We start from the raw sequence: 21,977 nt of genomic DNA, 5'->3' as shown, positions 1-21,977 counted from the left end.
ACGCTTTAGATTCTTGCTTTTATGCATGCCGTTATCGCAAAACCGCTGCACACTTTTGCGCGAATGCATTAGAAGACCACCACCGACAACAGCAGAATGGCGCCGACGGCCATCATCAGCAGGCCCGGCCAGTTCTGCGACAGGCCGAGAAAACGGAGCCCGCGCCGCCGCGGCTCCAGGGTTGGACCTGGTGTTGCGAGATTGGGCGTCGGACTGTCCGGCGCGGTGGAGACAGCGGTCGGTTCACTAAGCCGCCCGCGCATGATGGCTGCTACCGCCATATAGACGAGGCCGGCGACAGTCAGTAACACGCCGATGAGGATGACAGCCATTTCTCCTCGTTTCCGATGGTGCCGATGCGGCAGCTTGCGCGACGTAGACGACGTACCACGAGCAGCCGCTCAGACGGACCTACCAAACACAAACGGTCTAGCCGCCCAGCAAGTTCCGAAAACGGGGTTTTTGAGGTGCATTCCACAGCGGCGCGCTGTGTGAGCCGATCCTGAGTCTAAACGGACGACCCTTTTCGGAATCATGCACTGCCAGGCGCAACGCGAACTGGCACCAAATCTGTCAACCAATATCCGAGGACGGCACCTTCTCGCCTTCGCGCTTGGCGCGTCTCGAATAGGCGCGCACGCTGAACGGCAAGAAGACCAGATAGCCGGCAACCGAGGCCGTCAGCGTATACCAGGGATAGGTCATCAAAAGCAGGACGTAGAGAACGACTGCGAGGATGATCGGCAGCACCCTGTCGCCCGGTATCCTGACGCTCTTGCCGGAATAGACGGGCAGTCTGCTGACCAGCAGGAACGCCACCAATATTGTAAAGCCGGTGGCAATGAAGGCTGCCAGGCGGCTGGGTTCAAGCCCAAGCCTGAGGAAGAACAGATAGAGCGGCAGCATCACCAGCACCGCACCCGCCGGCGCCGGCACGCCGACGAAATATTCGGTCTGCCACTGCGGACGGTCGAGCTCTTCGTCGAGCACGTTGAAACGGGCAAGCCTCATCCCACAGGCGATGGTGAACAGCAGCGCGGCGATCCAGCCCGGCGAACCTGCCCTGTCGAGCAGAAAGGCATAGAGCACCAGCGCCGGTGCCACGCCGAAATTGACGATATCGGCCAGCGAATCCATCTGGGCGCCGAATTTGGAAGTCGCCTTCAGCATTCGCGCCAGACGGCCGTCGATACCATCGAGGAAGGCCGCGAGCAGCACCATTACCACCGCTGGCTCGAAGCGGCCCTCGAAGCCGAAGCGAATACCTGACAGGCCGGCGCAGATGGCGAGCACCGTGACCAGATTGGGCAGCACCATGCGCATCGGGATTTCGCGAATGCGCGGGCCACCGCCGCCATGCGCCTCGAATTTCTTGAACGGCGGGGCCACCGGTCAGGAGATCCGCACGAGCGGCGTTGCGGCAACGCCGCCGAATTCCGCCAGCACCGTCTCACCGCCAACTGCGGTCTGGCCGACGGCGACACGCGGCGTCGCGGTCGAGGGCAGGAATACATCGACGCGCGAGCCAAAGCGGATCAGCCCGAAGCGCTCGCCGGTGCCGATGGCGCCGCCGGGCTCGGCCCAGCAGACGATGCGCCGCGCCACCAAGCCGGCAATCTGTACCGCGGCGACCGTTCCATTGGGGCTTTCGATGACCAGCCCGTTGCGCTCGTTCTCGGTGCTTGCCTTGTCGAGTTCGGCGTTGAGGAATTTTCCTGGCCGATGCTCGATCCTGGAAATGCGGCCGCGCACCGGGGAGCGGTTCACGTGGCAGGAAAAGACGTTCATGAACACCGAGATGCGGGTCATTTCACCGCCGCCGAGGCCAAGCTCGCGCGGCGGCACGGCCGGGCCAACCGCCGAGACGATGCCGTCGGCCGGGCTGACAACCAGCCGGTCATCGATCGGCGTGACACGCTCGGGATCGCGGAAGAAATAGGCGCACCAGGCCGTCAGGATGAGACCGATCCAGAACAGGGTCGAGGAGAAGTAGCCAAGAAAGAGCGTCGCCGCGCCGAACGCAGCGATAAAGGGATAACCCTCGCGATGGATCGGAACGAACGCATTCTTGATCGTGTCAACGATGCTCATGGGATGAGGGCAACCTTGGTTCCAAGTCCGGCCTCAATAGCGGAAACACCCCGCGGTCGCAACGCGACAATGAGAGCGCTCGGGGGTGGCGGTCGCCGCCGTTTCAGGATGCCGTTAGCAGAATCCGGACTGCCGAAGTGATCAACCGGAAATGTTCATTGCGATTGTCGGAACGCAGCACTCTCGCCCGTCCTTGGCAAGACAGCGCCTCTCATCGGCCTTTCGGCCATGACGATTTGCGCAAACCCGGAGGTTCTCGGCCCATGCAGAAATCAGCAGCTAGGCAAGTGCAAGTGGTGATGAACGGCTTGGCCTTCGGCGAGTCACCGCGCTGGCACGATGGCCGGCTGTGGTTCTGCAACTGGGGCACAGGCCAGATCATCGCCGTTGACGCCCTAGGCAACAGCGAGATCGCGCTCACCGTGCCGGCCACCCTGCCCTATTCCATTGACTGGCTGCCGGACGGGCGCCTGCTTGTCGTCTCCGGCTGCGAGGGGCTGGTCCTCAGCAGGAGGCAGACGGGAGGCTGGTCACCCATGCCGATCTGAGACACCTGTCGAAGAGCCCGTGGAACGAGATCGTCGTCGATGGACGCGGCAACATCTATGTCAATGGCGGTGGGCCTGCTCCGGGTCCCGGCCAGCATTTCGGCCCCGGCGCCATCGTGCTGGTCGCGCCTGACGGCTCGGTTCAGCAGGTGGCTGAGAACCTCGCCTTCGCCAATGGCATGGCGGTGACGCCTGACAACAAGACGCTTATCGTTGCCGAGTCCCACGCCAACCGGCTGACCGCCTTCGACATCGCTGCCGATGGTGGCCTTTCCAACCGCAGGGTCTGGGCCAATCTCGGCAACGGTTTTCCCGATGGGATCTGCCTCGATGCCGAAGGTGCGGCCTGGTATGCCGACGTTCCGAACCGGCATTGCGTGCGGGTGCGCGAGGGCGGCGCGATGCTCGAAAGCGTCGACGTCGACCGCGGCTGCTTTGCCTGCATGCTCGGCGGCAGCGAGGGAAAAACGCTGTTCATCGTCGCCGCCGAATGGCGCGGCTTCGAACATATGATCAGCGATGCCCGTACCGGCCAAGTGCTCAGCGTCGACGCTACTGCGCCGGGCGCCGGCTGGCCGTAGGGAGCTTACATCCGGGGAATCCGCTGATAGTTGGCAATATCGGCCTTGACGCCAAGTCGCGCGATGGTCTCCTGAGGATTGAAGCCGCTGCGCTCATGCGCGGCCTTGATGATCGGCACGACCTTGTCGACGGCGGCCTGCCCTTCCCATTCGACAATGGTCACGAGGTTGAACTCGCCCGGCCCCGAGAATTGCTCAAGCAGGAAATCCTGGACGAACCCTTGCTGCTGGCGCAGCAAATCATGCGTCATCCGGACCTTGGCAAGAATCTCCTCGCGAGCGGAGGTCGGAACGACAAACTTGTCCACCCGGAATACGCTGCCGCCATTAATTGCCTGATTTATCTCGCTCATATCGATTGTCTCCGTTTTGAAGCACGCATCTTGCTGCGATCCAAAACGGTCTACGATCCCAACTTAAGTTGAGGTCAAGCACGAATTTTCAGCTCACCTCCGAGGTGCGACGGCGGACGACGACGCCGAACTCGTCGCTTTCGCGGGCGATGCGCAGCCGCTCCTCGGCCTCGCTTGCCTCGCGCTGGCGGTCCCACATCGATGCATAAAGGCCGCGCTTGGCTATCAAGGCGACATGGGTGCCGCGCTCGGCGATCTGGCCATCCTGCAGGACGATGATCTCGTCGGCCGAAATCACTGTGGACAGCCGATGGGCGATGACGAGGGTGGTGCGGCCCTGGCTGACCAGGTCGAGTGCCGCCTGGATCTCCTGCTCGGTGTGGCTGTCCAGCGCCGAGGTCGCCTCGTCGAGCATCAGGATCGGCGGTGCCTTCAAAATGGTGCGGGCAATCGCCACCCGCTGCTTCTCGCCGCCGGACAGTTTTAATCCGCGCTCGCCGACCATTGAGCGATAGCCGTCGGGCAGCCGCTCGATGAATGGTCCGATCTGGGCCAGTTCTGCCGCCTTGCGCACATCCTCCTCGCTGGCGCCGACGCGGCCGTAGCGGATGTTGTAGGCGATGGTGTCGTTAAACAGCACCGTGTCCTGCGGCACCATGCCGATGGCAGCGCGCAAGCTCTCCTGCGTCACGTCGCGAATGTCCTGGCCGTCGATCAGAATCTTGCCGCGCTGGATGTCGTAGAAGCGAAACAAAAGCCGCGAAATGGTCGACTTGCCGGCTCCGGAGGGGCCGACGATGGCCACCGTCTTGCCGGCTGGCACCTCGAAGCTGATGCCCTTCAGGATCTTGCGGTTGGGGTCGTAGGAAAAATGTACGTCGCGGAACTCGACCCTGCCGGCATCGACGACCAGCGGCTTGGCGCCCGGCCGATCGACGATCTCACGCTTGACGTCGAGCAGATCGAACATATTTTCGATGTCGGTCAGGCCCTGGCGAATTTCGCGGTAGATCATGCCGATGAAATTCAGCGGCACCGAAAGCTGCATGAGCATGGCGTTGACGAAGACGAAATCGCCGACGCTCTGTGTGCCCGCCTTCACCTCGAGCGCCGACATCACCATGACGACGGTCATGCCGATACCGAAGATCACACCTTGGCCGAAGTTCAGCCAGCCAAGCGAGGTCCAGGTCCTGGTCGCCGCCAACTCATAGCGCGCCGTGGACCGGTCGAACCGCTCGGCCTCCATGGCTTCGTTATTGAAATATTTGACTGTTTCGTAGTTGAGCAGCGAGTCGATCGCCTTCGTGCTGGCTTCATTGTCGCTTTCGTTCATCTCACGGCGGATCGAAATACGCCAATCGCTCGCCCTGACGGTGAACCAGACATAGAGCCAGACCGTGACCGCGATCACCAAGACGTATAGCCAGCCATAGGTGACGGCGAAGATGCCGGCGGTGAGCGCGAATTCGACGATTGTCGGCGCCGTCGCCAGCATGGTGAAGCGGACGATCGTCTCGATGCCCTTGGTGCCGCGCTCGATGACGCGCGACAGTCCGCCGGTGCGCCGTTCGAGGTGGAAGCGCAGCGACAGTTCGTGCATGTGCACGAAGGTGCGGAAGGCGAGCCGGCGCACCGCATGCTGGCCGACCCGTGCAAACAGGGCGTCGCGCAACTGGTTGAAGCCGAGCTGCACCAGCCGCACGGCATTGTAGGCGACGACCAGCATGACCGGCGCCAGCAGCAGGGCCGGCAGCGGCGGCGGCGATTTGCTATCGCCGGCCAGTGCGTCGGTCGCCCATTTGAAGAAATAGGGTCCGGCCACCAGGGTCAGCTTGGCGACAACCAGCAGTACGGTTGCCCACACCACGCGCGCCCTCAGGTCGGCGCGGTCGGCCGGCCACATATAGGGCCAGAGATTGCGCAACGTTCTGAAGGTCGAGCCGGAATCTGCGGAAACGGTTTTCTCGGCCATTCTTGTTTACCTTTATGATTTTAGCGGCCGGAGCAGCAGGAATCGACCAGCGCGGCCAGCGATGCCGAAACATCGGCGAGCGCGGCGCGGTCGAGCTCATAGCGCGAGCGCTGGCGGTCAGGCTCGAAGCGGATCAGCCCGGCCTCGACCAGGATCTTCAAATGCTGGGAAACGGTGGACTGCGCCAGGTCGAGATGCTCGACGACCTCGCGACAGCAGCAGGAACGGCTTGCGGAAAGGTGTTTGAGAATTTCGATCCGCGCTGGATGCGAAAGGGCCGCGAGCCGGACAGCGACAACGCGGCTATCCGGCGTGCAGTTGGCCGGCGTGCAGTTGGCCGGCGCGCGTTCATCTGCCGCGCGGCTTCGGTCCGTTACGAGGGGGGATTCGGTCATCGTCCATCGGCGATAAACGATGACTGGCCCTGCCGCAAGCTATCCTGATGGGCAGAACGGCTACTCGGTCTTGACTGGCGCCGTCGTCATCTGGTCGCCCATTGCTTTGAGATCGGCGGGCTCGCCTTCCTTCGATTTCTCCGGCACCTTGAACACCTGCCCCGGCCAGATGCGGTTCGGATTGCTGATCTGGTCCTGGTTGGCGAGATAGATGGTCGAGTAGCGCATGCCCTGGCCATAGACCCGCCGCGAAATCCGCCACAGCGTGTCATGGCGGCGGATGATGACTGCGCCATCGGCATGTTCGAGCTTTGGCGCCACGGTCTCGGGAGTTTCGCCCGGAGGCGTTGCGACAGCCATTTCGGCCGGGGCCTCGGTTGCAGGAGTGGGGGCAGTTGCGGGCGTTTCGGCGGCCGTTGCCGGTGCGGCTTCGGTCGCCGGAGCATTCGGCTCGGCTTGTTTTACCCCGGCAGGCTTCTGCTCGGCCGGCGCCACGGCCGCAACCGCCTCACCAGGCTCGCGCTCGAACGGCACAGCCGCACGGGCCACCACCGTCACGCCGTCGGCGTCGAGCGCATCGACGTGGATGGTGTAGGTGCCGACCGGGATGTCGCGTGTCGCTTCGACCAGGAAGTGGCGGTCGGGCGAGGTCTTCGCGTCACCGAGCAGGATATCGTTGGCATAGGCACGCACCTTGCGGCCGGGATCGGCGAGGCCGGCAACGAAAATCTTGTTGCCGTCGATTTCGACAGCTTCGACGACGATCTTCGGCTCCACCGCGGGAGTAGCGGGCGCTGCCGGTGTGGCGGGTGCTGCCGGAGCCGGCGCGGCTTCAACAGCGGCCGGCGCGGCAGGAGCAGGCGCTGCTGGAACATCAGCCGCCGGGGCGGCTGGCGCCGGCGCTGCGGCAGCCGGCAATTCGGTGCCGGTGGCGGGTGGCTGAACGGCCGCCTGTTCGCCGACAGGCGGCGAGGCGTCAGATTTCGCCTGAGGGGCAGGAACAGTGAGCAGTTCGGACGGCTTGCCCGGCTCCTCGACCATTGCCAGCACTTGGCCGGTGGAATTCTGGGGGATCGAAACGACGGCGGTCTGCGCCGAGGCGGTCACGACATTGCCAGCCGTCGAGCGCAGTGTGATCGTGTAGTCGCCGGGCTTCAACGGATCGTCGAGAATAATGGCAAAGGCGCCGTCGGGACCGGCGACCGTCGAGCCGAGCACAGCCGAACCGTTGAGAATCTCGACCTTGGCGTTGGGCGCCGCATTGCCGGCGACGACGATCGAGCCGTTGCTTTCGACACGCACGATGTCGAAGGTCGGCACGATTGCACCTGCTGCGGCCGGCGCGGCGGGCGCTGCGGCATCGGTGGACGCGGCGGGCGCAGGCGGCAGCCGGCCCTCGGTCGCCGGAGCGGCCGGTTTCGAAGCCGGCGGCGTCAGCGCCGCGACCTCCGCAGGCCGGGTAGAATTGAGATACGGGTCGAGCGCGCCCGATACATAGGCGGTTCCCGCCGCGGCGACAGAGCCGCCAGCCGCGAACAAAAACGCCTTCAATGGATTAATTGCCATGTTTCCCTGCCCCTTAGCCACCTAATTTCGGTCTAGCCTGTTTTACCAAAGCCGACAAGAAAAAGCCCGCCCCAGGGCTTGACCATGCCAATAGTCCCTATCACCAATCATAACATGAACACGATTCGATCTGTCTGCGTCTATTGCGGCTCGTCCCCGGGCCGAGATGAGACCTATATCAAGGCCGGACACCTGCTTGGCCGCTCGATCGCCAAGTCCGGCCTGCGTCTGATTTATGGCGGCGGCACTAAAGGTATCATGGGTGCCGTCGCTGAAGGGGCATTAAAGGCCGGTGGCAAGGTAACCGGCATAATTCCGCGTTTTCTGATCAACAGGGAGGCGACCGAAACCGCGCTTAACCGGCTCGACGAGCTCGTCATCACCGACAACATGCACCAGCGCAAGCACAGGATGTTTGAGAAATCCGACGCCTTTGTGGCGTTGCCCGGCGGCATCGGCACCGTCGAGGAGATCGTCGAGATCATGACTTGGGCACAGCTCGGCCATCACCGCAAGCCGATGGTCTTCGGCAACGTCGGAGGCTTCTGGGATCCGATGCTGGCGTTGCTCGACCACATGGCAGCGGAGGGCTTCATCCACACGGCGCAACGGGTCAAGCCGCTGGTGGTCGAGGATCCGGAAGCAATCGTCGCCGCTATCATGGTGGCGGGATCCTCCGTCGATGCACCGACGGAGGGCGTGCAGTCGGTGATTGATAAGATGTAGAGTGAATGGTGAATGGTGAATGGTGAAGTAGAAGACTTTCCAAACCGGCGCCTGTCTATTCACTATTCACTATTCACTCCTTCCCTACTGCCTTCCTCAAGTCTCCGATGACCGCACGCTTGTCCTGACGCCGCCAGGCGAGATGGATCGAGACGGTGCGTTCGAACCACGGCAGATCGCGAAACACGATCTGAAGCGGGGCGGCACTCCGCGGGCTGGCCTGCACCGTCGCCAGCCCAAGCCCGGCGCTGACCAAGCCCAACGACGTCAACGGATCGGTCGTCTCATAGGCTATGTCGGGCAGGAAACCGGCCTTCGCACAGGCGGCGAGAAATTGGCTGCGGTTGGTGTCGTCAGGCTGGCGCACCACCGTGATCCAGGTACGGCCGTCCAGTTGCTGCGGCAGTATCTCCGCGATTTCTGCCAATGGATCGCCTTCCGGCATCGCCAGAACCAGCGGCTCGCGCATGATGAGCATGGCGACGATGTCGGGATCATCGGCAGAAGGAGGCGTGTTGACAAGGCCCAGATCGAGCGATCGTTCGCGCAGCGCTTCGATCTGGGCGGCGGAACGCTGACCCTTCAGTTGAAGATGAAATTCGGGCCGGTCGCGGCGAAACTGGCGCAGCATCCGAGCGACAAGCCCGGCATGGACCGCACCTTCCACATAACCGATGGCGAGACGGCCGACCGTACCGCTGGCGAGATTGCGGCCGAGTTCCTCCAGCCGTCTTGCATGGGCCAGCAGCGCACGCGCCTCGGCAAGAAAAGCGCGGCCCTCGGCATTGAGATGAACACGCTGCCTCGCCCTCTCGAACAGTGCGACGCCCAGCTGCTCCTCCAGCTGAATGATCTGACGGCTGAGCGGCGACTGCGAGATGTGCAGCAATTCGGCGGCACGCCCGACGTTGCCGGTTTCGGCCACCGTGATGAAATAGCGGAGCTGGCGCAGGTCGAACATTGTTGCTTCGATGCTCAAGTCCCGTGAGGTCTCAAATTTAGCCTAATCAGTCTTGGACTGTCTGGCCAGCAGAAGCGAATATTTCCGCCATTCCAACGGCCAACATCAGGAGATTCCGATGCAGTTCTTTGCCCTTCTTGCGCGCAACACCGAAAAGTTCACCGACGCCGATTTCGCGCCGCTGCTGCCTGGCGAGGCCGAGCAGCGCCGCACGCTCTATGCCGAAGGCGCCGTGCGTCAGGTGTGGAATCGGGGCGACATTCCCGGCAGCGGCATGATGTTCGAAGCCGGCAGCGATGTCGATGTGCGCCACCATCTTGCAACTTTACCGCTGGTCAAGGCCGGCATGATGGATATTGCCGCCGTCGTGCCGCTGCAGCCATATCCCGGCTTCGGGCCGAAGCGCTGAGCGCTCGTGAAAGACGCGGCTGCCGGCATTAAGACCGGCCAGCCGCCTTTCTTCGTTACGCGGCTCGAGCTGATGCGGAAACGGTCTTGCGCGCCGAAGAAAACATCGACCAGGAGTACATCGCCAGTGCCGCCCAGATCAGCCCGAAGGCTATGGCCTGAACACTGCCGAAGGGTTCACCGAAAATCAGCACCGCGATCAAAAAGACGATCGTCGGCGCGATATATTGCATGATGCCGATGGTGGAGAGGCGCAGCAGCCTGGCGCCGAACGCAAACAACAGCAGAGGCACGGCGGTGACCGGACCGCAGCCGATCAGCAAGGCGGTGTCGTTCAGCGAGCTGGAGACGAAATGATCCTGTCCTGTGGCGATCAGGAAGATGATGTAGCCGAGTGCCGGCACCGACAGCAGCAGCACTTCAAGCAGGAAGCCCTGGCTCGGGCCGATTGGCAGCGTCTTGCGGAAGAAGCCATAGGCGGCAAAGGAAAAGGCTAGCACCAGCGACACCCAGGGCAGTTTGCCGGCGTCGATGGTCAGCACCGCGACCGCGATTGCCGCCAGCACCACCGCCGCGATCTGCAGGCGGTCGAGCCGCTCGCCGAGGAGCAGCGCGCCGACAACGACGCTGACCAGCGGGTTGATGTAGTAGCCGAGCGCGGTCTCGATGGTGCGGTCGACCGCGATCGCCCAGACATAGATGCCCCAGTTGACCGAGATCAGCGCCGCCGTCAGCACCGCCATCGAAATGATGCGCGGCGAACGAACTGCCGCTTTGAAATCGGCAGTGCGACCGGCCCAGACCAGGACAGCGGCCGCGATCGGCACCGACCAGACGATGCGGTGGGCGATAACTTCGGCCAGCGGCAGATGCGCGACAGCCTTCATGTAGAAGGGCAGCAGCCCCCAAAGCAGGTAGGCGCCGAGCGCCAGCAGGAAGCCGCGACGAGCTTTGGTGTCGGCCTCGATGTGAAGTGCTTGGGTAGTCATGGCCCAAGGCTATGCGCCAGCGGCTTGCCCAAAACCATCGCAAATTGCTGATGGATCAATGGAGTCTTGCTGATGGTTCAACACGACCGCTAAACGTCGAACAATTGCCGCTGTCTGCGAGAGTGATTGCAGGCCCGGCACGACACGGTCTCAAGGCGGAGCAGGCTTCTCCTTGAGTTCGAAAAAGACGTTGTCGGGCGAACCTTCATCGTGCCTAAAGCCCGTCAGTTCCGCCGCAAGATCGAGGGGAAGGTCAAAAACAAGATCGACCTCTGTACCTTTGCTATCTTCTTCATCCTGCTTTGAAAAACACTGTTGCTTCAGCGCTTCGAAAGACGCGGGGAGATCACCCGTGACATGCAAGTCCCGCACGGTCTTGTCGCCGCTGTGCCAGACTTTCCAGATGTTCCTTCCGTCGCGCCAGAGCTCGGCGCGCGCGAACATTACATGCTCTTCTATGTGCGCGATCACGATTTCCCGCTCTTGCGAAATCGCGGCCAGATATTGCTGAGGCGGGTTCGGAAAGCTGCAGGGATCGAGGATGATGATCGCCCAGTTCTTTTCGCTGGCATAGGCGTTCACAGGCGCTTCGAAAATCTCCGATGGATCGCCAATCTCGCGCCCGAACAACGCCGCAGCTTCCTTTATCCCGTAACCGCGAAAGCCCAGCCAGCTTATCGAAAAGCCCATTTCTTACTCCGCCGCCGCCAAGCCCGCCATGTCGCGGTTCTTCATCAGCTTATAGACGATCGAATCCATCAGCGCCTGGAAGGAAGCATCGATGATGTTTTCGGAGACGCCGACCGTCCACCAGCGCGCACCGGTGCCGTCATGTGATTCAATCAGCACGCGGGTGATCGCCTCGGTGCCGCCGTTGAGGATACGCACCTTGAAGTCGGCCAGTTCGAGATCGGCGATCTCGCTCTGGAATTTGCCGAGATCCTTGCGCAGCGCAATGTCGAGCGCGTTGACCGGGCCGTGGCCTTCGGCCACCGACATCTTCTCGTCGCCCTCCACCAGCACTTTCACGATCGCCTCCGAGACCGTCTTCAGCTGGCCGTTGGCGTCGAAGCGGCGCTCGACCATGCAGCGGAACGAAGTGACGCGGAAGAATTCCGGCAGGCCGTGCAGCATCTTGCGCGCCAAAAGCTCAAAGCTGGCGTCGGCACCTTCGTAGGCATAGCCCTCGGCCTCGCGCTCCTTGACCACGGCGATCAGCGCGTCGAGGCGATGGTCGTCCCGGGGCATGTCGATGCCACGCCGTTTCAGCTCGGCCAGGAAATTGGCCTTGCCGCCCTGGTCCGAAACCATGACGCGGCGGCGGTTGCCGACGGTCTCTGGCGGCACATGCTCGTAGGTCGCCGGCTCCTTGGCCAGCGCCGAGGCATGGATGCCGGCCTTGGTAGCAAAAGCGGAGGCGCCGACATAGGGCGCCTGCGCTTCGGGCGCACGGTTCAGCAACTCGTCGAAGGCGCGGGACAGGCGCGATATACCGGTCAACGCCTCTGCCGAAATGCCTGTAGCAAAGCGGCGGGAAAAGGCCGGCTTCAACGCCAGTGTCGGCACGATCGAGATCAGGTTGGCGTTGCCGCAGCGCTCGCCGATGCCGTTCAGCGTGCCCTGGATCTGGCGCACGCCGGCCTCCACGGCGGCAAGCGAATTCGCCACCGCCTGGCCGGTGTCGTCATGGGCGTGGATGCCGAGATGGTCGCCCGGTATGCCGGCGGCGATCACCTTTTCGACGATGGAACGCACCTCGGAGGGCTGCGTGCCGCCATTGGTGTCGCACAGCACCACCCAGCGCGCGCCGGCATCGCAGGCCGTCCTGGCGCAGGCCAGCGCATAATCGGGGTTGGCCTTGAAGCCGTCGAAGAAATGCTCGCAGTCGACCATCGCCTCCTTGCCGGCAGTGAGCGCCGCCTCGACCGAGGCCTTGATCGCCTCGAGGTTCTCCTCATTGGTGCAGCCGAGCGCGACGCGGACATGGTAGTCCCAACTCTTGGCGACGAAACAGATGGCGTCCGACTTCGACTGGACCAGCGCGGCAAGCCCAGGATCGTTCGAGATCGACACTCCTGCCCGTTTGGTCATGCCAAAGGCAACGAACTTGGCATCGGCCGTGCGACGCTCGGCAAAGAAGGCGGTGTCGGTTGGATTGGCGCCGGGGTAGCCACCCTCGACGTAGTCGATGCCGAACTCGTCGAGCAGCTTGGCGATGGCGATCTTGTCCTCGACGGAGAAGTCGACACCCGGCGTCTGCTGACCATCGCGCAGCGTGGTGTCGAACAGATAAAGGCGCTCGCGAGCCATGGTCATTTCCCGGCAAACATGTCCGTTGCGCGGATCAGCCTGTCGAGGATGCCCGGCTCCGAATAGGCGTGGCCGGCGCCTTCGATCAGATGGAAATCCGCTTTCGGCCACGCCTTGTGCAGCGCCCAGGCGTAGCGCGCCGGGCACGGCATGTCGTAGCGGCCGTGAACGATGGTACCCGGGATATCCTTAAGCTTCCATGCATCGCGCAGCAGCTGTCCCTCTTCCAGCCAGCCGGCATGGACGAAATAGTGGTTCTCGATGCGGGCGAAAGCCAGGGCATAATCATCCTGGCCGAAGGGACCGCTGGTTTCCGGTTCCGGCAGCAGCGTGATCGTCTCGCCCTCCCACAGGCTCCAGGCGCGGGCGGCCTCGACCTGCGCCACAGGATCGCTGCCGACCAGCCGTTTGCGGTAGGCGGCCATCATGTCGCCGCGCTCGGCCTCCGGGATCGGCGCCAGAAACCGCTCCCACTTGTCGGGGAACATCTCCGACACGCCGAACTGGTAGTACCATTCGAGTTCGGCGCGGGTCAGCGTGTAGATGCCGCGCACGACCAGTTCGCTGACCCGCTCGGGGTGGGTCTCGGCATAGGCCAGCGCCATCGTCGAACCCCACGAACCGCCGAACACCAGCCATTTGTCGAAGCCGCACATTTTTCGCAGGCGCTCGATGTCGGCGACCAGGTGCCAGGTGGTGTTGGCTTCAAGCGAGGCATTGGGCGTCGATTTTCCGCAGCCGCGCTGGTCGAACAGGATGACATCGTACAGCTTCGGATCGAACAGCCGCCGGTGCTTTGGCGAAATGGTGCCGCCCGGCCCGCCATGCAGGAAGACAGCCGGCTTGGCCCCTCTGGTGCCGGAGCGCTCCCAATAGACCTGATGGCCATCGCCAACGTCGAGCATGCCGGACTCGAAAGCCTCGATCTCGGGATAGAGGGTACGGAATTCGCTGCTCATAATTTCAGGCCCTGCTGCGGCCAGTTGGCCGTCTCGTGATCGGGATGCTGGAAGGAGATGATGGATTCCTGTCGCGCGTAGAAATCCGGGTCGTCATGGATCGACGCGTCGAAGATCGTCTCGACCCAAGGCAGCCTGGCGGCGTAGTTAACCTGGATCTGCGGCGCCAGATCGGAACGGTCGTCGAAGGCGCCGATGGCGATCTCCAGCGCGCCGGGCTGGCGGTAGGTCAGCGGTGTGCCGCAGCGGGCGCAGAAGCCGCGATCGATGTTGACCGACGACTGAAAGTAACTCGGCTCCTCGCGCACCCATTCGACGCCGTCGCTCGGCACTGTCACCAGCGCGCCGAAAAACGACCCGAACTGTTTCTGGCACATGCGGCAATGACAAATGGACGGACGGCCGAGCGCCCCGTGGATGCGGAAGCGCACGGCGCCGCACTGGCAGCCGCCGGTACGAACGGTTTCGGTCATGATTTTTCCTCCGGCGGCCATTGTTCGGTGTCGTGGTCGGGATGTTGGTAGGAGACGAGATCGGCGAGATAGGAGGCCGACGAGACGTCGGCCATCGTTTCCTCACCTGGCAATTCGTGGACGTGATCCACGTACGGGAGCTTGGCTTCGACACCCCATTGGATGGTCGGGGCGATCTCCTCGGGGTGGTCGAATGTGGCGATGGCGAGGGCCACCCCGTCGGGCGCTTCGAAGGTCAGCGGCGTGCCGCATTCGGCGCAGAAACCGCGCAAAGCCGCGTTGGACGAGCGGAAGCGTTTGGGCTCACCGCGCGTCCAGTCCAGCCTTGCGCCGCGCACCGAGACCAGCGGCAGGTAGAAATTGCCGCTCGCCTTCTGGCACATGCGGCAATGGCATACGGAAGCATCGCCGAGAGCTCCTTCGACGCGGAAGCGCACCGCGCCGCACTGGCAGCCGCCTGTATAGACCGGTCTGTTGTCGAGGCTCATCGCGCACTACTCCGGGGCATGGCAGACCGCCTCGACATTGTTGCCGTCGGGATCGAAGACAAAGGCGCCATAATAGTTCGGATGGTAGTGCGGGCGCAGGCCAGGCCCGCCATTGTCCTTGCCGCCGGCGGCGATCGCCGCGGCGTGAAAGGCATCGACCTCGGCGCGGCTGCGCGCGGTGAAAGCGACATGCTGATGATCCTTCGGCTTGTCCTTGCCGGCGTGCAGCCAAAACACCGGCCGGTCGCGGCCGTAGCCGCCGACCTTGGCGCCGCCGGTATATTCCTGCGGCACCATGTAAAGCAGCGAGGCGCCGAGCGGCGCCATCGCCCTGTCGTAAAAAGCCTTCGACGCGTCGAAATCCGAAACGGTGATGCCGAGATGATCGATCATCTTTTTACCTCCCAGGTGGTGATGCGTTCGCCGGTGACGGGGTCCTTGCCGTCCTTCAACTGGATGCCTTGCGTCAGCAACTCGTCGCGGATGCGGTCGGCCTCGGCCCAGTTCTTGGCGGCGATCAGCGCGAGGCGTTTGGCGATCGCCTTGGCAATGGCGTCTTCATCCACCTTGGCTGTTGCGATGTCGAAGCCGAGGAACAGAAGCGATGCCTTCAGTGAAGCGGCAGCATCGTTGTCTTCGGCGGCTGCGTTGCCGCTACCTGCGTTGAAATCAACAGCATCACCAGCCAACTGCGTCAGCAACTGGAATGCGGCATAGGTGGCAAGGTCATCCGACAGCGCTTCGATCACATCCGCCGGCACCGGCTTTGCCGTCGGCGGCGCCAGATCGGCCGCCCGCTTCCATTTGCGCAGCGTATTCTCCGCCTCTTCCAGCTTGCGCACGGAAAAGTCGATCGGCTCGCGATAGTGCGTCATCAGCATCGCCAGCCTGAGCACCTCGCCCGGCCATTTGCGGCCGCCAAAGGTATCCGTCTCCAGCAATTCGGTGATCGAATAGAAATTGCCCAGACTCTTGGACATCTTCTGCCCTTCGACCTGCAGGAAACCGTTGTGCATCCAAATCTTGGCCATCGTTTCGGTGCCGTGGGCGCACCGCGATTGCGCGATCTCGTTCTCGTGGTGCGGAAAGATCAGGTCGAGACCACCGCCATGGATGTCGAACACCTCGCCGAGATAGGCGGCCGACATCGCCGAGCACTCGATGTGCCAGCCCGGCCGACCCCTGCCCCACGGGCTGTCCCAGCCTGGCTCCTCGGGCGAAGACAATTTCCACAGCACGAAATCCTGCGGGTTCTTCTTGTGCTCATCGACGGCGACGCGGGCGCCGGCCTGCTGCTCATCGAGATTGCGCTTCGACAACTGCCCATAATCCGGCATGGAAGCGGTGTCGAACAAGACTTCTCCAGCCGCGACATAGGCATGGCCGCGTTCGATCAAGCGTTGAATCAAGAAGATCATGTCGACCTTGCCGTCGGGCCTGGGCTCGACGAACTCGGTGGCGCGCGGCTCGACCGTCGGTTCCAGGCAACCGAGCGCCGCGACGTCCTTGTGGAACTGACCGGCGGTCTTTTCGGTGACCCGCCTGATCGCTTCGTTCAGCGACAGTTTGCCAGAGGCAATCTCGCCGCCGAAATCGCGCAGTGCGCGGGCGTTGATCTTGTCGTCGACGTCCGTAATGTTGCGGACGTAAGTGACGTGCGCTTGCCCGTAGAGATGGCGCAGCAAACGGAACAGCACGTCGAAGACGATCACCGGCCGCGCATTGCCGATATGGGCGAAGTCGTAGACCGTCGGGCCGCAGACATACATGCGCACGTTGCGCGGATCGATCGGGAAGAAATCGTCCTTGCTCCGCGTTAGCGTATTGTAGAGGCGCAGGCTCTTCGATGCGTCAGACATACGTGCGTTCCCGGTGCGTTACTTTGGCATGATCTTTTGGGATCGTGCTCTGGATGGAGTCGGTTACGCCGAGGCGCAAATCGGGGTCCAGCCTGCTGGCCGGGGCGTTTGTCCAATCTGGGAGGAGATGAGGCGAAAACGTCCAGGACCAGCGCGAGGCTAGCCGATAATGCAAATGCCACAAATGGCGAAAGACGTTTTCATGGCCGGCTTTATCGCCTTGCCCGGTGTTGCCGTCAAGTCGCTACCTTCGCCAAAAATATCGTTGGCTCACAGGAATTGAGCCACTGAAACATTTTATTAAACAGGTCGGCACTGTGATGAAACATTCGCCGGCTAGATCAGCAAGCGTCACGATTTGGTCGGATTCGGCCAGCAAACGCAGACATGAAGACGTTACCAGGGAAGAGAACAATGCCTAAGCAAGAATCCAACCGCGCCAAGCAACCGGCGCTCGCCAGCCACTACCGGGCGATCGGCCCGGCAGCAATCGTCGCAGCTCTTCTGCACACCGCGAAGAAGAAGAAGCCAGCGCAGAAGATCGTTTCGCCGCGCGCTGCCTGAGAATGCCGTCGGGAAGATTGAGGCGCTCACGGCACACCAGCAATAGTAGCTTTTGCTAAAATAAATTCATCTGACTGTCGTTCGCGCCGGACTTCTGGCGCCTGACCTTCTCGGGCTCAGGCTCGACGACGCCCTTCTCCTGAATCTCCGGCCCGGTATTGGCGACCTTGTTGACGAGGTCGGAAACCGGGATCGCTTCGAAGAAATCGGGCTGGGCGGGTCTCAGCAGATGGGCCACATCGCGCGGCTCGAGCGTGCGGCAATCCAGCCAGCGCGCGAAATCTTCGGGATGGATCACCACCGGCATGCGGTCGTGGATATGGGCAGTATCGGCATTGGCGTGGGCGGTCAGAATGGCGCCGGTGTCCATTTCCGAGCCGCCCGGCTCGGCATAGGTCTCAATCAGCCCGGCGAAGGCGACAAGCCCGCCACGCCTTGGCCGCACCCAATAGGGCTGCCCTCTTCTGCCACCGGTGTGGTGCCATTCGTAGAATCCCGAAGCCGGTACCAGGGCGCGGCGATGGCGCATGGCAGCGCGAAACGACGCCTTTTCCGAAGCCCCCTCAGAACGCGCGTTGAACAGCAGCGGGAAGTTGCGCGTATCCTTGACCCAGGCCGGGATCAGGCCCCAGCGCACCAGCATCGAGCGGCGGTCGGGCAGGTTCGAGCCCGGCGCCTGCGGCAGTCCGGCGAGCGCCATCAGCACCGGCTGCGTCGGCGCGATGTTGTAGCGGGCCGGAAACTCCTCAAGTTCCGCCAGGCTGAGAAAGGCGGCGGTCTGGTCCGGAGTGGCGGTCAAGGCAAAGCGTCCGCACATGAATTCAGCTCTCGAATTGGTGGCATGTGAAAGTGGCCATGGAACCCGCCTTTCGCAACCGCTAAAGCTGTTCGCCGACGGCCGGTCCACAACGGGCTATGCCAATCGAGCGATCCGAAGCCCATGGAAGCACGCAAGATCATTCCGGCAGTCTCGGTCTGCGTCGTGCGCGAGAACACGGTGCTGCTGGTCAAGCGGGCCAGGCCGCCCTCGCAAGGCCTCCATGCCTTTCCCGGCGGCAAGGTCGAAGCCGGCGAAACGCTGGAACAGGCAGCACGGCGCGAATTGCTGGAAGAGACCGGATTGCAGGCGCGTAGCTACCGGCCGCTGCGGGAAATCCACATCGACGGCAGCGGCGACGGGCATCCGGTCGACTACTGGCTGACGGTGTTTGGGGCCGATTATGCTGGCGGCGAGGCGGTGGCCAGCGACGACGCCGAAACCGCGGCTTTCTATACGCTGGCCGAAATGACAGCGATGCCGCTCGCCGATGCGGTGTTTGAAATTGCGGACGATCTACTCGGTCCCAACAAAGACGGCGAGACCTGAGCCAGAGAATCGCCTTGCAGGCGACAAATTGTTTCAGCACAAGGACTCATGAGCCGCACGTCTTCGTTTCTCGCCGCATGCCTCGCCGTCAGTGTGGTTGTCGGTGCGCGCCCGGCGATTGCCGCCGAAGCACCGTTCGAGCCCGGGCTGATGCGGCTGGCGGAAGTGCTCGGCTCGCTGCATTTCCTGCGTAATCTGTGTGGCGAGAAGGGCGATCGGTGGCGAGCCGAGATGGAAAAACTGATCGCATCGGAAAATCCGAACCCGGAGCGGCGCGCCCGCTTCATCGCCAGCTTCAACCGCGGCTACCGGTCGTTCGGCGGTACTTATACGCAATGCACCGCCTCGGCGACGGAAGCCATCAGCCGCTACATGAAGGAAGGCGAGACGCTGTCTCGCGACATCGCTTCGCGCTACGGAAACTGACGACGGCAGCTGCCGTTCCGGCAAACCGGCATCAACCGCCGGCGCTGTGGGCGGCGGACGCGTTCGACACTTCTCCGCTTGCCTCGGGTGAGGTCTTGGTGCAAACCTGATGTTGCACTTTTGCAACTATGTTAACGAAACGTTAGCGCGCGAATGTGAAATTAACTCAAACTGAAGGTTTCCGTCCCCTTGGCCGGCCTAATCGGCTAAGTTTGAATCGGATCGGACGCAGGTTTGCTGGACGCGACGGAATTTGTAGAAGACGACCAAAAAAATGTCGTATTTACAAATACTTACTGCGCCTGCGTGTAAAAGGGACAACTCAAGCTTGATCCCTGTCCAACGGATCACCGCTTGAAAGGGTGGAAATCGCAATGGAACATGGCGTCAACGACATCGACGCGCTGGTCAGGGAAGAAAAGCGCCTGACCGCCGTGGAAAGCCACAGCGAAGCCTGGGCAGAAGGATTGTCGGCCGGGATCGAGCCGGAAATCATCGCCGAGGCAGCCCTCGAAACGGCATTCGGCGAAATGCTGCGCACCAATGGCGAGACCTCGGCGCTTGCCCTGCTCGATCGCATGCGTGAAAAGGTGATTGCCGGGGCCTTCGAGCCCGAAAGACTGCGGCACTGACCCCGGTTCTTTGACGACGGCGCGCCGCCCGGACATCATATCCGGGCACATGGACGGGCCTGGAACCAGGGAGTAGCAGGCGGTGAATTTTTCGATATCAGGCAAGCCGCACGGCCTGGTCCTCAGCATTTGGCTCACCGCTTCCTGCGCCATGATTCCTTCTGCACTGTTTCTTGCGAGCAGTCCCGCTCACGCCCTCAGCGAGATCAAGCGCGAAGACCTGCCCTCGCCGGTCACGCCGCCGCCCGACGGCGACGTGTCGCCGCGTGGAAGTACCGTGCCGATGCCCGGCCCGCTCGGCACGACGCCACCTGCAGCCAGCCAGCCGACTCCGTCCGACGAGCCGGAACAAACCGAACCGATAGGGCCGGCCAATGATGGCGGCGTGGCCAATCCGCATGTCGATCCCGACGCGCCTGTGCCCGAAGTCGTCTACGACCTCGCCAAGTTGCCGGAACCGGTCAGGCGCATGCACGATCTGATCGTCGAGGCGTGCAAAAGCGGCGACATCGAAAAGCTTCGGCCGCTGATCGGCACGGGAGACATGATGACCCAATTGTCGCTGGGCGACATGGAGGGCGACCCGATCGCCTTCCTGAAAGGCCTTTCCGGCGACACGGAAGGCCAGGAGATCCTCGCCATCCTGGAAGAGGTGCTCAATGCCGGTTTTGTCCATGTCGATGCCGGCACGCCGCAGGATCTCTATGTCTGGCCCTATTTCTTCGCCCTGCCGCTGGACAAGCTCGATGCCAGGCAGCGGGTCGAGCTGTTCAAGATCGTCACCGCCAGCGACTATGACGATATGAAGCAGTTCGGTGCGTACATCTTCTACCGAGTCGGCATCACGCCGACCGGACAATGGACGTTCTTCGTCGCTGGGGATTGAGTGATTTAGCCTGGCCCCTATGGAGGCAGGGAGCTTAGCCCGCCAACGCCTCGGAAAACTCCACCGCCCTACCCTGGCCCGGCGCGACGATCTCGCCTTCCCACATCACGCGCCGGCCGCGAACGATGGTGCCGACCGGCCAGCCGGTCACCTGCGTGCCGTCATAAGGCGTCCAGCCGACCTTGGAGCCTTGCTGGGCGTTGGCGATGGTCTCGCGGCGCTTCAGATCGACGATGGTCAGATCGGCATCGTAGCCGGCGGCAATACGGCCTTTCCTGGCGATGCCGAAAATACGCTGCGGGCCGTGGCTGGTCAGGTCGACAAAGCGCTGCAACGTCAGCCGGCCGGCGTTGACATGATCCAACATGATCGGCACCAAAGTCTGCACCCCGGTCATGCCGGACGGCGACGCCGGATAAGGCTTTGCCTTCTCGGCCAGCGTGTGCGGCGCATGGTCGGAGCCGAGCACATCAACGATGCCTTGCGCAACGCCGTACCAGACCCCGTCGCGATGGCGCGTGGCGCGCACCGGCGGGTTCATCTGGATCAGGGTGCCCAACTGCGCATAATCATCGGCGCTCAGCGTCAGATGATGCGGCGTCGCCTCGCAGGTCGCGACATCCTTGTGCTGTTCGAGGAAGCCTATCTCCTCGGCGGTCGAGATGTGCAGCACATGGATCCGGGCGCGGACCTGGCGCGCGATTCGCACAAGGCGCTCGGTGCAGCGCAACGCAGCGATCTCGTCGCGCCACACCGGATGTGAGGACGGATCGCCCGCGATGCGCTCGCCAAGCCGCTCGCGCAGCCGGAACTCGTCCTCGGAGTGAAAGGCGGCGCGGCGGCGTGTGTTCCTCAGGATCGAGGCAACGCCTTCGTCGTCCTCGACCAGCAGGTCGCCGGTGGACGAGCCCATGAAAACTTTTATGCCGGCCGCACCTGGCAGCCGCTCGAGATCGCCAGCGTCTTTTGCATTGTCGCGGGTCCCGCCGACCCAGAAGGCAAAGTCGCAATGCATGCGGCCGGTGGCACGCCGCACCTTGTCGGCAAGGGTTGCCTCACTGGTGGTCAGCGGATTGGTGTTCGGCATCTCGAAGACGGCGGTGACGCCGCCGAGCACCGCTGCCCGCGAGCCCGTCTCCAGATCTTCCTTGTGCTCCAGGCCCGGCTCGCGGAAATGCACCTGGCTGTCGACGACGCCCGGCAGGATGTGCAGCCCACGGCAGTCGATCGTCTCACCGGCCGACGCCTCGCGGAGGTCGCTGATGGCAGCGATGCGCCCACCATTGATGCCGACGTCGCGAAAACCCTGGCCGTCGTGATTGACCACGGTGCCGCCTGTCAGGATGAGATCGTAGATGGGGGCCATACGGATCCGGTCTCTTGCGGGGGAAGTGCCAGCGGCTTACGTAATGACCAATAGT

27 protein-coding genes are annotated in these 21,977 nt (G+C 62.8%); 9 read left to right on the top strand and 18 right to left on the bottom strand.

Translation table 11 applies throughout. The features are described from left to right. Positions 1-68: 68 nt before the first annotated feature. The 3 genes from NKJ32_RS06495 to NKJ32_RS06485 all read right to left on the bottom strand — a co-directional run bounded on the left by NKJ32_RS06495 (position 69) and on the right by NKJ32_RS06485 (position 2,091). Positions 69-332, bottom strand: a complete 264-nt coding sequence (locus NKJ32_RS06495; protein ID WP_352592069.1) for a hypothetical protein — start codon at positions 330-332, stop codon at positions 69-71. Positions 333-573: 241 nt separating this feature from the next. Next, on the bottom strand, positions 574-1,389 hold the full coding sequence (locus tag NKJ32_RS06490; RefSeq protein ID WP_023677728.1) for a CDP-alcohol phosphatidyltransferase family protein: 816 nt from the start codon (positions 1,387-1,389) through the stop codon (positions 574-576). A gap of 3 nt (positions 1,390-1,392) precedes the next feature. Next, a complete protein-coding gene (locus tag NKJ32_RS06485; protein ID WP_352827104.1) occupies positions 1,393-2,091 on the bottom strand; it encodes a phosphatidylserine decarboxylase in 699 nt (232 codons plus the stop codon). Between the two features lie 263 nt (positions 2,092-2,354). Here NKJ32_RS06485 and NKJ32_RS06480 point away from each other — a divergent pair, with 263 nt between their 5' ends. Next, positions 2,355-2,639 (top strand): SMP-30/gluconolactonase/LRE family protein, encoded by a 285-nt coding sequence (locus NKJ32_RS06480; protein WP_352827102.1) that lies wholly within the window; start codon positions 2,355-2,357, stop codon positions 2,637-2,639. Next, positions 2,543-3,220: an SMP-30/gluconolactonase/LRE family protein gene (locus tag NKJ32_RS06475; RefSeq protein WP_352827135.1), complete on the top strand. Its 678-nt coding sequence runs from the start codon at positions 2,543-2,545 to the stop codon at positions 3,218-3,220. Before NKJ32_RS06480 ends, NKJ32_RS06475 begins: the two co-directional genes overlap by 97 nt. 5 nt (positions 3,221-3,225) lie before the next feature. On the opposite strand, the gene NKJ32_RS06470 is transcribed toward NKJ32_RS06475, so the two are convergent. The 4 genes from NKJ32_RS06470 to NKJ32_RS06455 all read right to left on the bottom strand — a co-directional run bounded on the left by NKJ32_RS06470 (position 3,226) and on the right by NKJ32_RS06455 (position 7,509). Further along, complete coding sequence (locus NKJ32_RS06470; protein ID WP_352827100.1) at positions 3,226-3,573, bottom strand: antibiotic biosynthesis monooxygenase; 348 nt, start codon at positions 3,571-3,573, stop codon at positions 3,226-3,228. Between the two features lie 88 nt (positions 3,574-3,661). After that, positions 3,662-5,548, bottom strand: a complete 1,887-nt coding sequence (locus NKJ32_RS06465) for an ABCB family ABC transporter ATP-binding protein/permease (protein ID WP_023677732.1) — start codon at positions 5,546-5,548, stop codon at positions 3,662-3,664. Between the two features lie 20 nt (positions 5,549-5,568). After that, positions 5,569-5,943, bottom strand: coding sequence for an ArsR/SmtB family transcription factor (locus tag NKJ32_RS06460; protein WP_352827098.1), 375 nt, complete (start codon positions 5,941-5,943; stop codon positions 5,569-5,571). Positions 5,944-6,003: 60 nt separating this feature from the next. Beyond that, a complete protein-coding gene (locus NKJ32_RS06455) occupies positions 6,004-7,509 on the bottom strand; it encodes a LysM peptidoglycan-binding domain-containing protein (RefSeq protein WP_352827096.1) in 1,506 nt (501 codons plus the stop codon). A gap of 114 nt (positions 7,510-7,623) precedes the next feature. On the opposite strand from NKJ32_RS06455, the gene NKJ32_RS06450 reads away from it, so the two are divergent. Continuing rightward, entirely contained in the window at positions 7,624-8,235 is a 612-nt protein-coding gene (locus NKJ32_RS06450; RefSeq protein ID WP_352827094.1) for an LOG family protein, read from the top strand. Between the two features lie 73 nt (positions 8,236-8,308). Here the strand turns inward: NKJ32_RS06450 and NKJ32_RS06445 are convergent, their stop codons facing one another. Further along, the gene (locus NKJ32_RS06445; RefSeq protein WP_352827092.1) at positions 8,309-9,214 is read right to left on the bottom strand and encodes a LysR family transcriptional regulator; all 906 of its coding nucleotides are present in this window, start codon (positions 9,212-9,214) and stop codon (positions 8,309-8,311) included. A 100-nt stretch (positions 9,215-9,314) separates the two neighbouring features. On the opposite strand from NKJ32_RS06445, the gene NKJ32_RS06440 reads away from it, so the two are divergent. Beyond that, entirely contained in the window at positions 9,315-9,605 is a 291-nt protein-coding gene (locus NKJ32_RS06440; protein WP_352569658.1) for a muconolactone Delta-isomerase family protein, read from the top strand. Positions 9,606-9,660: 55 nt separating this feature from the next. Here NKJ32_RS06440 and rarD read toward each other — a convergent pair whose 3' ends face one another. From rarD to cysS, 8 genes are all read right to left on the bottom strand, one after another. Continuing rightward, positions 9,661-10,593, bottom strand: a complete 933-nt coding sequence (gene rarD, locus NKJ32_RS06435; RefSeq protein WP_023677738.1) for an EamA family transporter RarD — start codon at positions 10,591-10,593, stop codon at positions 9,661-9,663. A 150-nt stretch (positions 10,594-10,743) separates the two neighbouring features. Beyond that, positions 10,744-11,283: a hypothetical protein gene (locus NKJ32_RS06430; protein ID WP_352501831.1), complete on the bottom strand. Its 540-nt coding sequence runs from the start codon at positions 11,281-11,283 to the stop codon at positions 10,744-10,746. A 3-nt stretch (positions 11,284-11,286) separates the two neighbouring features. Continuing rightward, complete coding sequence (gene cimA / locus NKJ32_RS06425; RefSeq protein ID WP_352827090.1) at positions 11,287-12,909, bottom strand: citramalate synthase; 1,623 nt, start codon at positions 12,907-12,909, stop codon at positions 11,287-11,289. Beyond that, complete coding sequence (gene pip, locus NKJ32_RS06420; RefSeq protein ID WP_352827088.1) at positions 12,906-13,862, bottom strand: prolyl aminopeptidase; 957 nt, start codon at positions 13,860-13,862, stop codon at positions 12,906-12,908. The genes cimA and pip overlap by 4 nt, the downstream gene beginning before the upstream one ends. Next, complete coding sequence (locus NKJ32_RS06415; protein ID WP_352827086.1) at positions 13,859-14,335, bottom strand: GFA family protein; 477 nt, start codon at positions 14,333-14,335, stop codon at positions 13,859-13,861. The genes pip and NKJ32_RS06415 overlap by 4 nt, the downstream gene beginning before the upstream one ends. Continuing rightward, entirely contained in the window at positions 14,332-14,823 is a 492-nt protein-coding gene (locus tag NKJ32_RS06410) for a GFA family protein (protein ID WP_023677742.1), read from the bottom strand. The genes NKJ32_RS06415 and NKJ32_RS06410 overlap by 4 nt, the downstream gene beginning before the upstream one ends. Positions 14,824-14,829: 6 nt before the next feature. Further along, positions 14,830-15,216 carry a VOC family protein gene (locus NKJ32_RS06405; protein ID WP_352827084.1) on the bottom strand — a complete coding sequence of 129 codons (387 nt, stop codon included), beginning with the start codon at positions 15,214-15,216 and terminating at the stop codon, positions 14,830-14,832. Beyond that, positions 15,213-16,682: a cysteine--tRNA ligase gene (gene cysS / locus NKJ32_RS06400; protein ID WP_352637875.1), complete on the bottom strand. Its 1,470-nt coding sequence runs from the start codon at positions 16,680-16,682 to the stop codon at positions 15,213-15,215. The genes NKJ32_RS06405 and cysS overlap by 4 nt, the downstream gene beginning before the upstream one ends. Positions 16,683-17,096: 414 nt before the next feature. Between cysS and NKJ32_RS06395 the strand changes: the two genes are divergently transcribed. After that, positions 17,097-17,246, top strand: coding sequence for a hypothetical protein (locus NKJ32_RS06395; protein WP_023677745.1), 150 nt, complete (start codon positions 17,097-17,099; stop codon positions 17,244-17,246). Positions 17,247-17,301: 55 nt separating this feature from the next. Here the strand turns inward: NKJ32_RS06395 and NKJ32_RS06390 are convergent, their stop codons facing one another. Continuing rightward, complete coding sequence (locus NKJ32_RS06390) at positions 17,302-18,063, bottom strand: SOS response-associated peptidase (protein WP_352827082.1); 762 nt, start codon at positions 18,061-18,063, stop codon at positions 17,302-17,304. A gap of 123 nt (positions 18,064-18,186) precedes the next feature. Here NKJ32_RS06390 and NKJ32_RS06385 point away from each other — a divergent pair, with 123 nt between their 5' ends. The 4 genes from NKJ32_RS06385 (at position 18,187) to NKJ32_RS06370 (ending at position 20,556) form a co-directional block, all read left to right on the top strand. After that, entirely contained in the window at positions 18,187-18,612 is a 426-nt protein-coding gene (locus NKJ32_RS06385; RefSeq protein WP_352448986.1) for an NUDIX hydrolase, read from the top strand. 48 nt (positions 18,613-18,660) lie between these two features. After that, positions 18,661-19,038 (top strand): TIGR02301 family protein, encoded by a 378-nt coding sequence (locus NKJ32_RS06380; protein WP_023677748.1) that lies wholly within the window; start codon positions 18,661-18,663, stop codon positions 19,036-19,038. A gap of 374 nt (positions 19,039-19,412) precedes the next feature. Continuing rightward, positions 19,413-19,670, top strand: coding sequence for a hypothetical protein (locus NKJ32_RS06375; protein WP_023677749.1), 258 nt, complete (start codon positions 19,413-19,415; stop codon positions 19,668-19,670). Between the two features lie 82 nt (positions 19,671-19,752). Then, entirely contained in the window at positions 19,753-20,556 is an 804-nt protein-coding gene (locus NKJ32_RS06370; RefSeq protein ID WP_023677750.1) for a hypothetical protein, read from the top strand. Between the two features lie 34 nt (positions 20,557-20,590). Here the strand turns inward: NKJ32_RS06370 and NKJ32_RS06365 are convergent, their stop codons facing one another. Then, complete coding sequence (locus NKJ32_RS06365) at positions 20,591-21,922, bottom strand: dihydroorotase (protein ID WP_352827080.1); 1,332 nt, start codon at positions 21,920-21,922, stop codon at positions 20,591-20,593. Positions 21,923-21,977 lie beyond the last annotated feature (55 nt).

This window comes from Mesorhizobium sp. M0159 (assembly GCF_040322295.1).
GTDB lineage: Bacteria > Pseudomonadota > Alphaproteobacteria > Rhizobiales > Rhizobiaceae > Mesorhizobium.
Note: the sequence above shows the minus strand (reverse complement) of the source record. Positions and strands in the feature narration are given on the sequence as shown.

Excerpts from the sequence above, each read along its gene's own strand:
- NKJ32_RS06495 (WP_352592069.1), bottom strand. The coding sequence starts at position 332 with ATGGCTGTCATCCTCATCGGCGTGTTACTGACTGTCGCCGGCCTCGTC.
- NKJ32_RS06485 (WP_352827104.1), bottom strand. The coding sequence starts at position 2,091 with ATGAGCATCGTTGACACGATCAAGAATGCGTTCGTTCCGATCCATCGC.
- NKJ32_RS06480 (WP_352827102.1), top strand. The coding sequence starts at position 2,355 with ATGCAGAAATCAGCAGCTAGGCAAGTGCAAGTGGTGATGAACGGCTTG.
- NKJ32_RS06470 (WP_352827100.1), bottom strand. The coding sequence starts at position 3,573 with ATGAGCGAGATAAATCAGGCAATTAATGGCGGCAGCGTATTCCGGGTG.
- NKJ32_RS06465 (WP_023677732.1), bottom strand. The coding sequence starts at position 5,548 with ATGGCCGAGAAAACCGTTTCCGCAGATTCCGGCTCGACCTTCAGAACG.
- NKJ32_RS06460 (WP_352827098.1), bottom strand. The coding sequence starts at position 5,943 with ATGACCGAATCCCCCCTCGTAACGGACCGAAGCCGCGCGGCAGATGAA.
- NKJ32_RS06455 (WP_352827096.1), bottom strand. The coding sequence starts at position 7,509 with ATGGCAATTAATCCATTGAAGGCGTTTTTGTTCGCGGCTGGCGGCTCT.
- NKJ32_RS06450 (WP_352827094.1), top strand. The coding sequence starts at position 7,624 with ATGAACACGATTCGATCTGTCTGCGTCTATTGCGGCTCGTCCCCGGGC.
- NKJ32_RS06440 (WP_352569658.1), top strand. The coding sequence starts at position 9,315 with ATGCAGTTCTTTGCCCTTCTTGCGCGCAACACCGAAAAGTTCACCGAC.
- rarD (WP_023677738.1), bottom strand. The coding sequence starts at position 10,593 with ATGACTACCCAAGCACTTCACATCGAGGCCGACACCAAAGCTCGTCGC.
- NKJ32_RS06430 (WP_352501831.1), bottom strand. The coding sequence starts at position 11,283 with ATGGGCTTTTCGATAAGCTGGCTGGGCTTTCGCGGTTACGGGATAAAG.
- cimA (WP_352827090.1), bottom strand. The coding sequence starts at position 12,909 with ATGACCATGGCTCGCGAGCGCCTTTATCTGTTCGACACCACGCTGCGC.
- pip (WP_352827088.1), bottom strand. The coding sequence starts at position 13,862 with ATGAGCAGCGAATTCCGTACCCTCTATCCCGAGATCGAGGCTTTCGAG.
- NKJ32_RS06415 (WP_352827086.1), bottom strand. The coding sequence starts at position 14,335 with ATGACCGAAACCGTTCGTACCGGCGGCTGCCAGTGCGGCGCCGTGCGC.
- NKJ32_RS06410 (WP_023677742.1), bottom strand. The coding sequence starts at position 14,823 with ATGAGCCTCGACAACAGACCGGTCTATACAGGCGGCTGCCAGTGCGGC.
- NKJ32_RS06405 (WP_352827084.1), bottom strand. The coding sequence starts at position 15,216 with ATGATCGATCATCTCGGCATCACCGTTTCGGATTTCGACGCGTCGAAG.
- cysS (WP_352637875.1), bottom strand. The coding sequence starts at position 16,682 with ATGTCTGACGCATCGAAGAGCCTGCGCCTCTACAATACGCTAACGCGG.
- NKJ32_RS06395 (WP_023677745.1), top strand. The coding sequence starts at position 17,097 with ATGCCTAAGCAAGAATCCAACCGCGCCAAGCAACCGGCGCTCGCCAGC.
- NKJ32_RS06390 (WP_352827082.1), bottom strand. The coding sequence starts at position 18,063 with ATGTGCGGACGCTTTGCCTTGACCGCCACTCCGGACCAGACCGCCGCC.
- NKJ32_RS06385 (WP_352448986.1), top strand. The coding sequence starts at position 18,187 with ATGGAAGCACGCAAGATCATTCCGGCAGTCTCGGTCTGCGTCGTGCGC.
- NKJ32_RS06380 (WP_023677748.1), top strand. The coding sequence starts at position 18,661 with ATGAGCCGCACGTCTTCGTTTCTCGCCGCATGCCTCGCCGTCAGTGTG.
- NKJ32_RS06375 (WP_023677749.1), top strand. The coding sequence starts at position 19,413 with ATGGAACATGGCGTCAACGACATCGACGCGCTGGTCAGGGAAGAAAAG.
- NKJ32_RS06365 (WP_352827080.1), bottom strand. The coding sequence starts at position 21,922 with ATGGCCCCCATCTACGATCTCATCCTGACAGGCGGCACCGTGGTCAAT.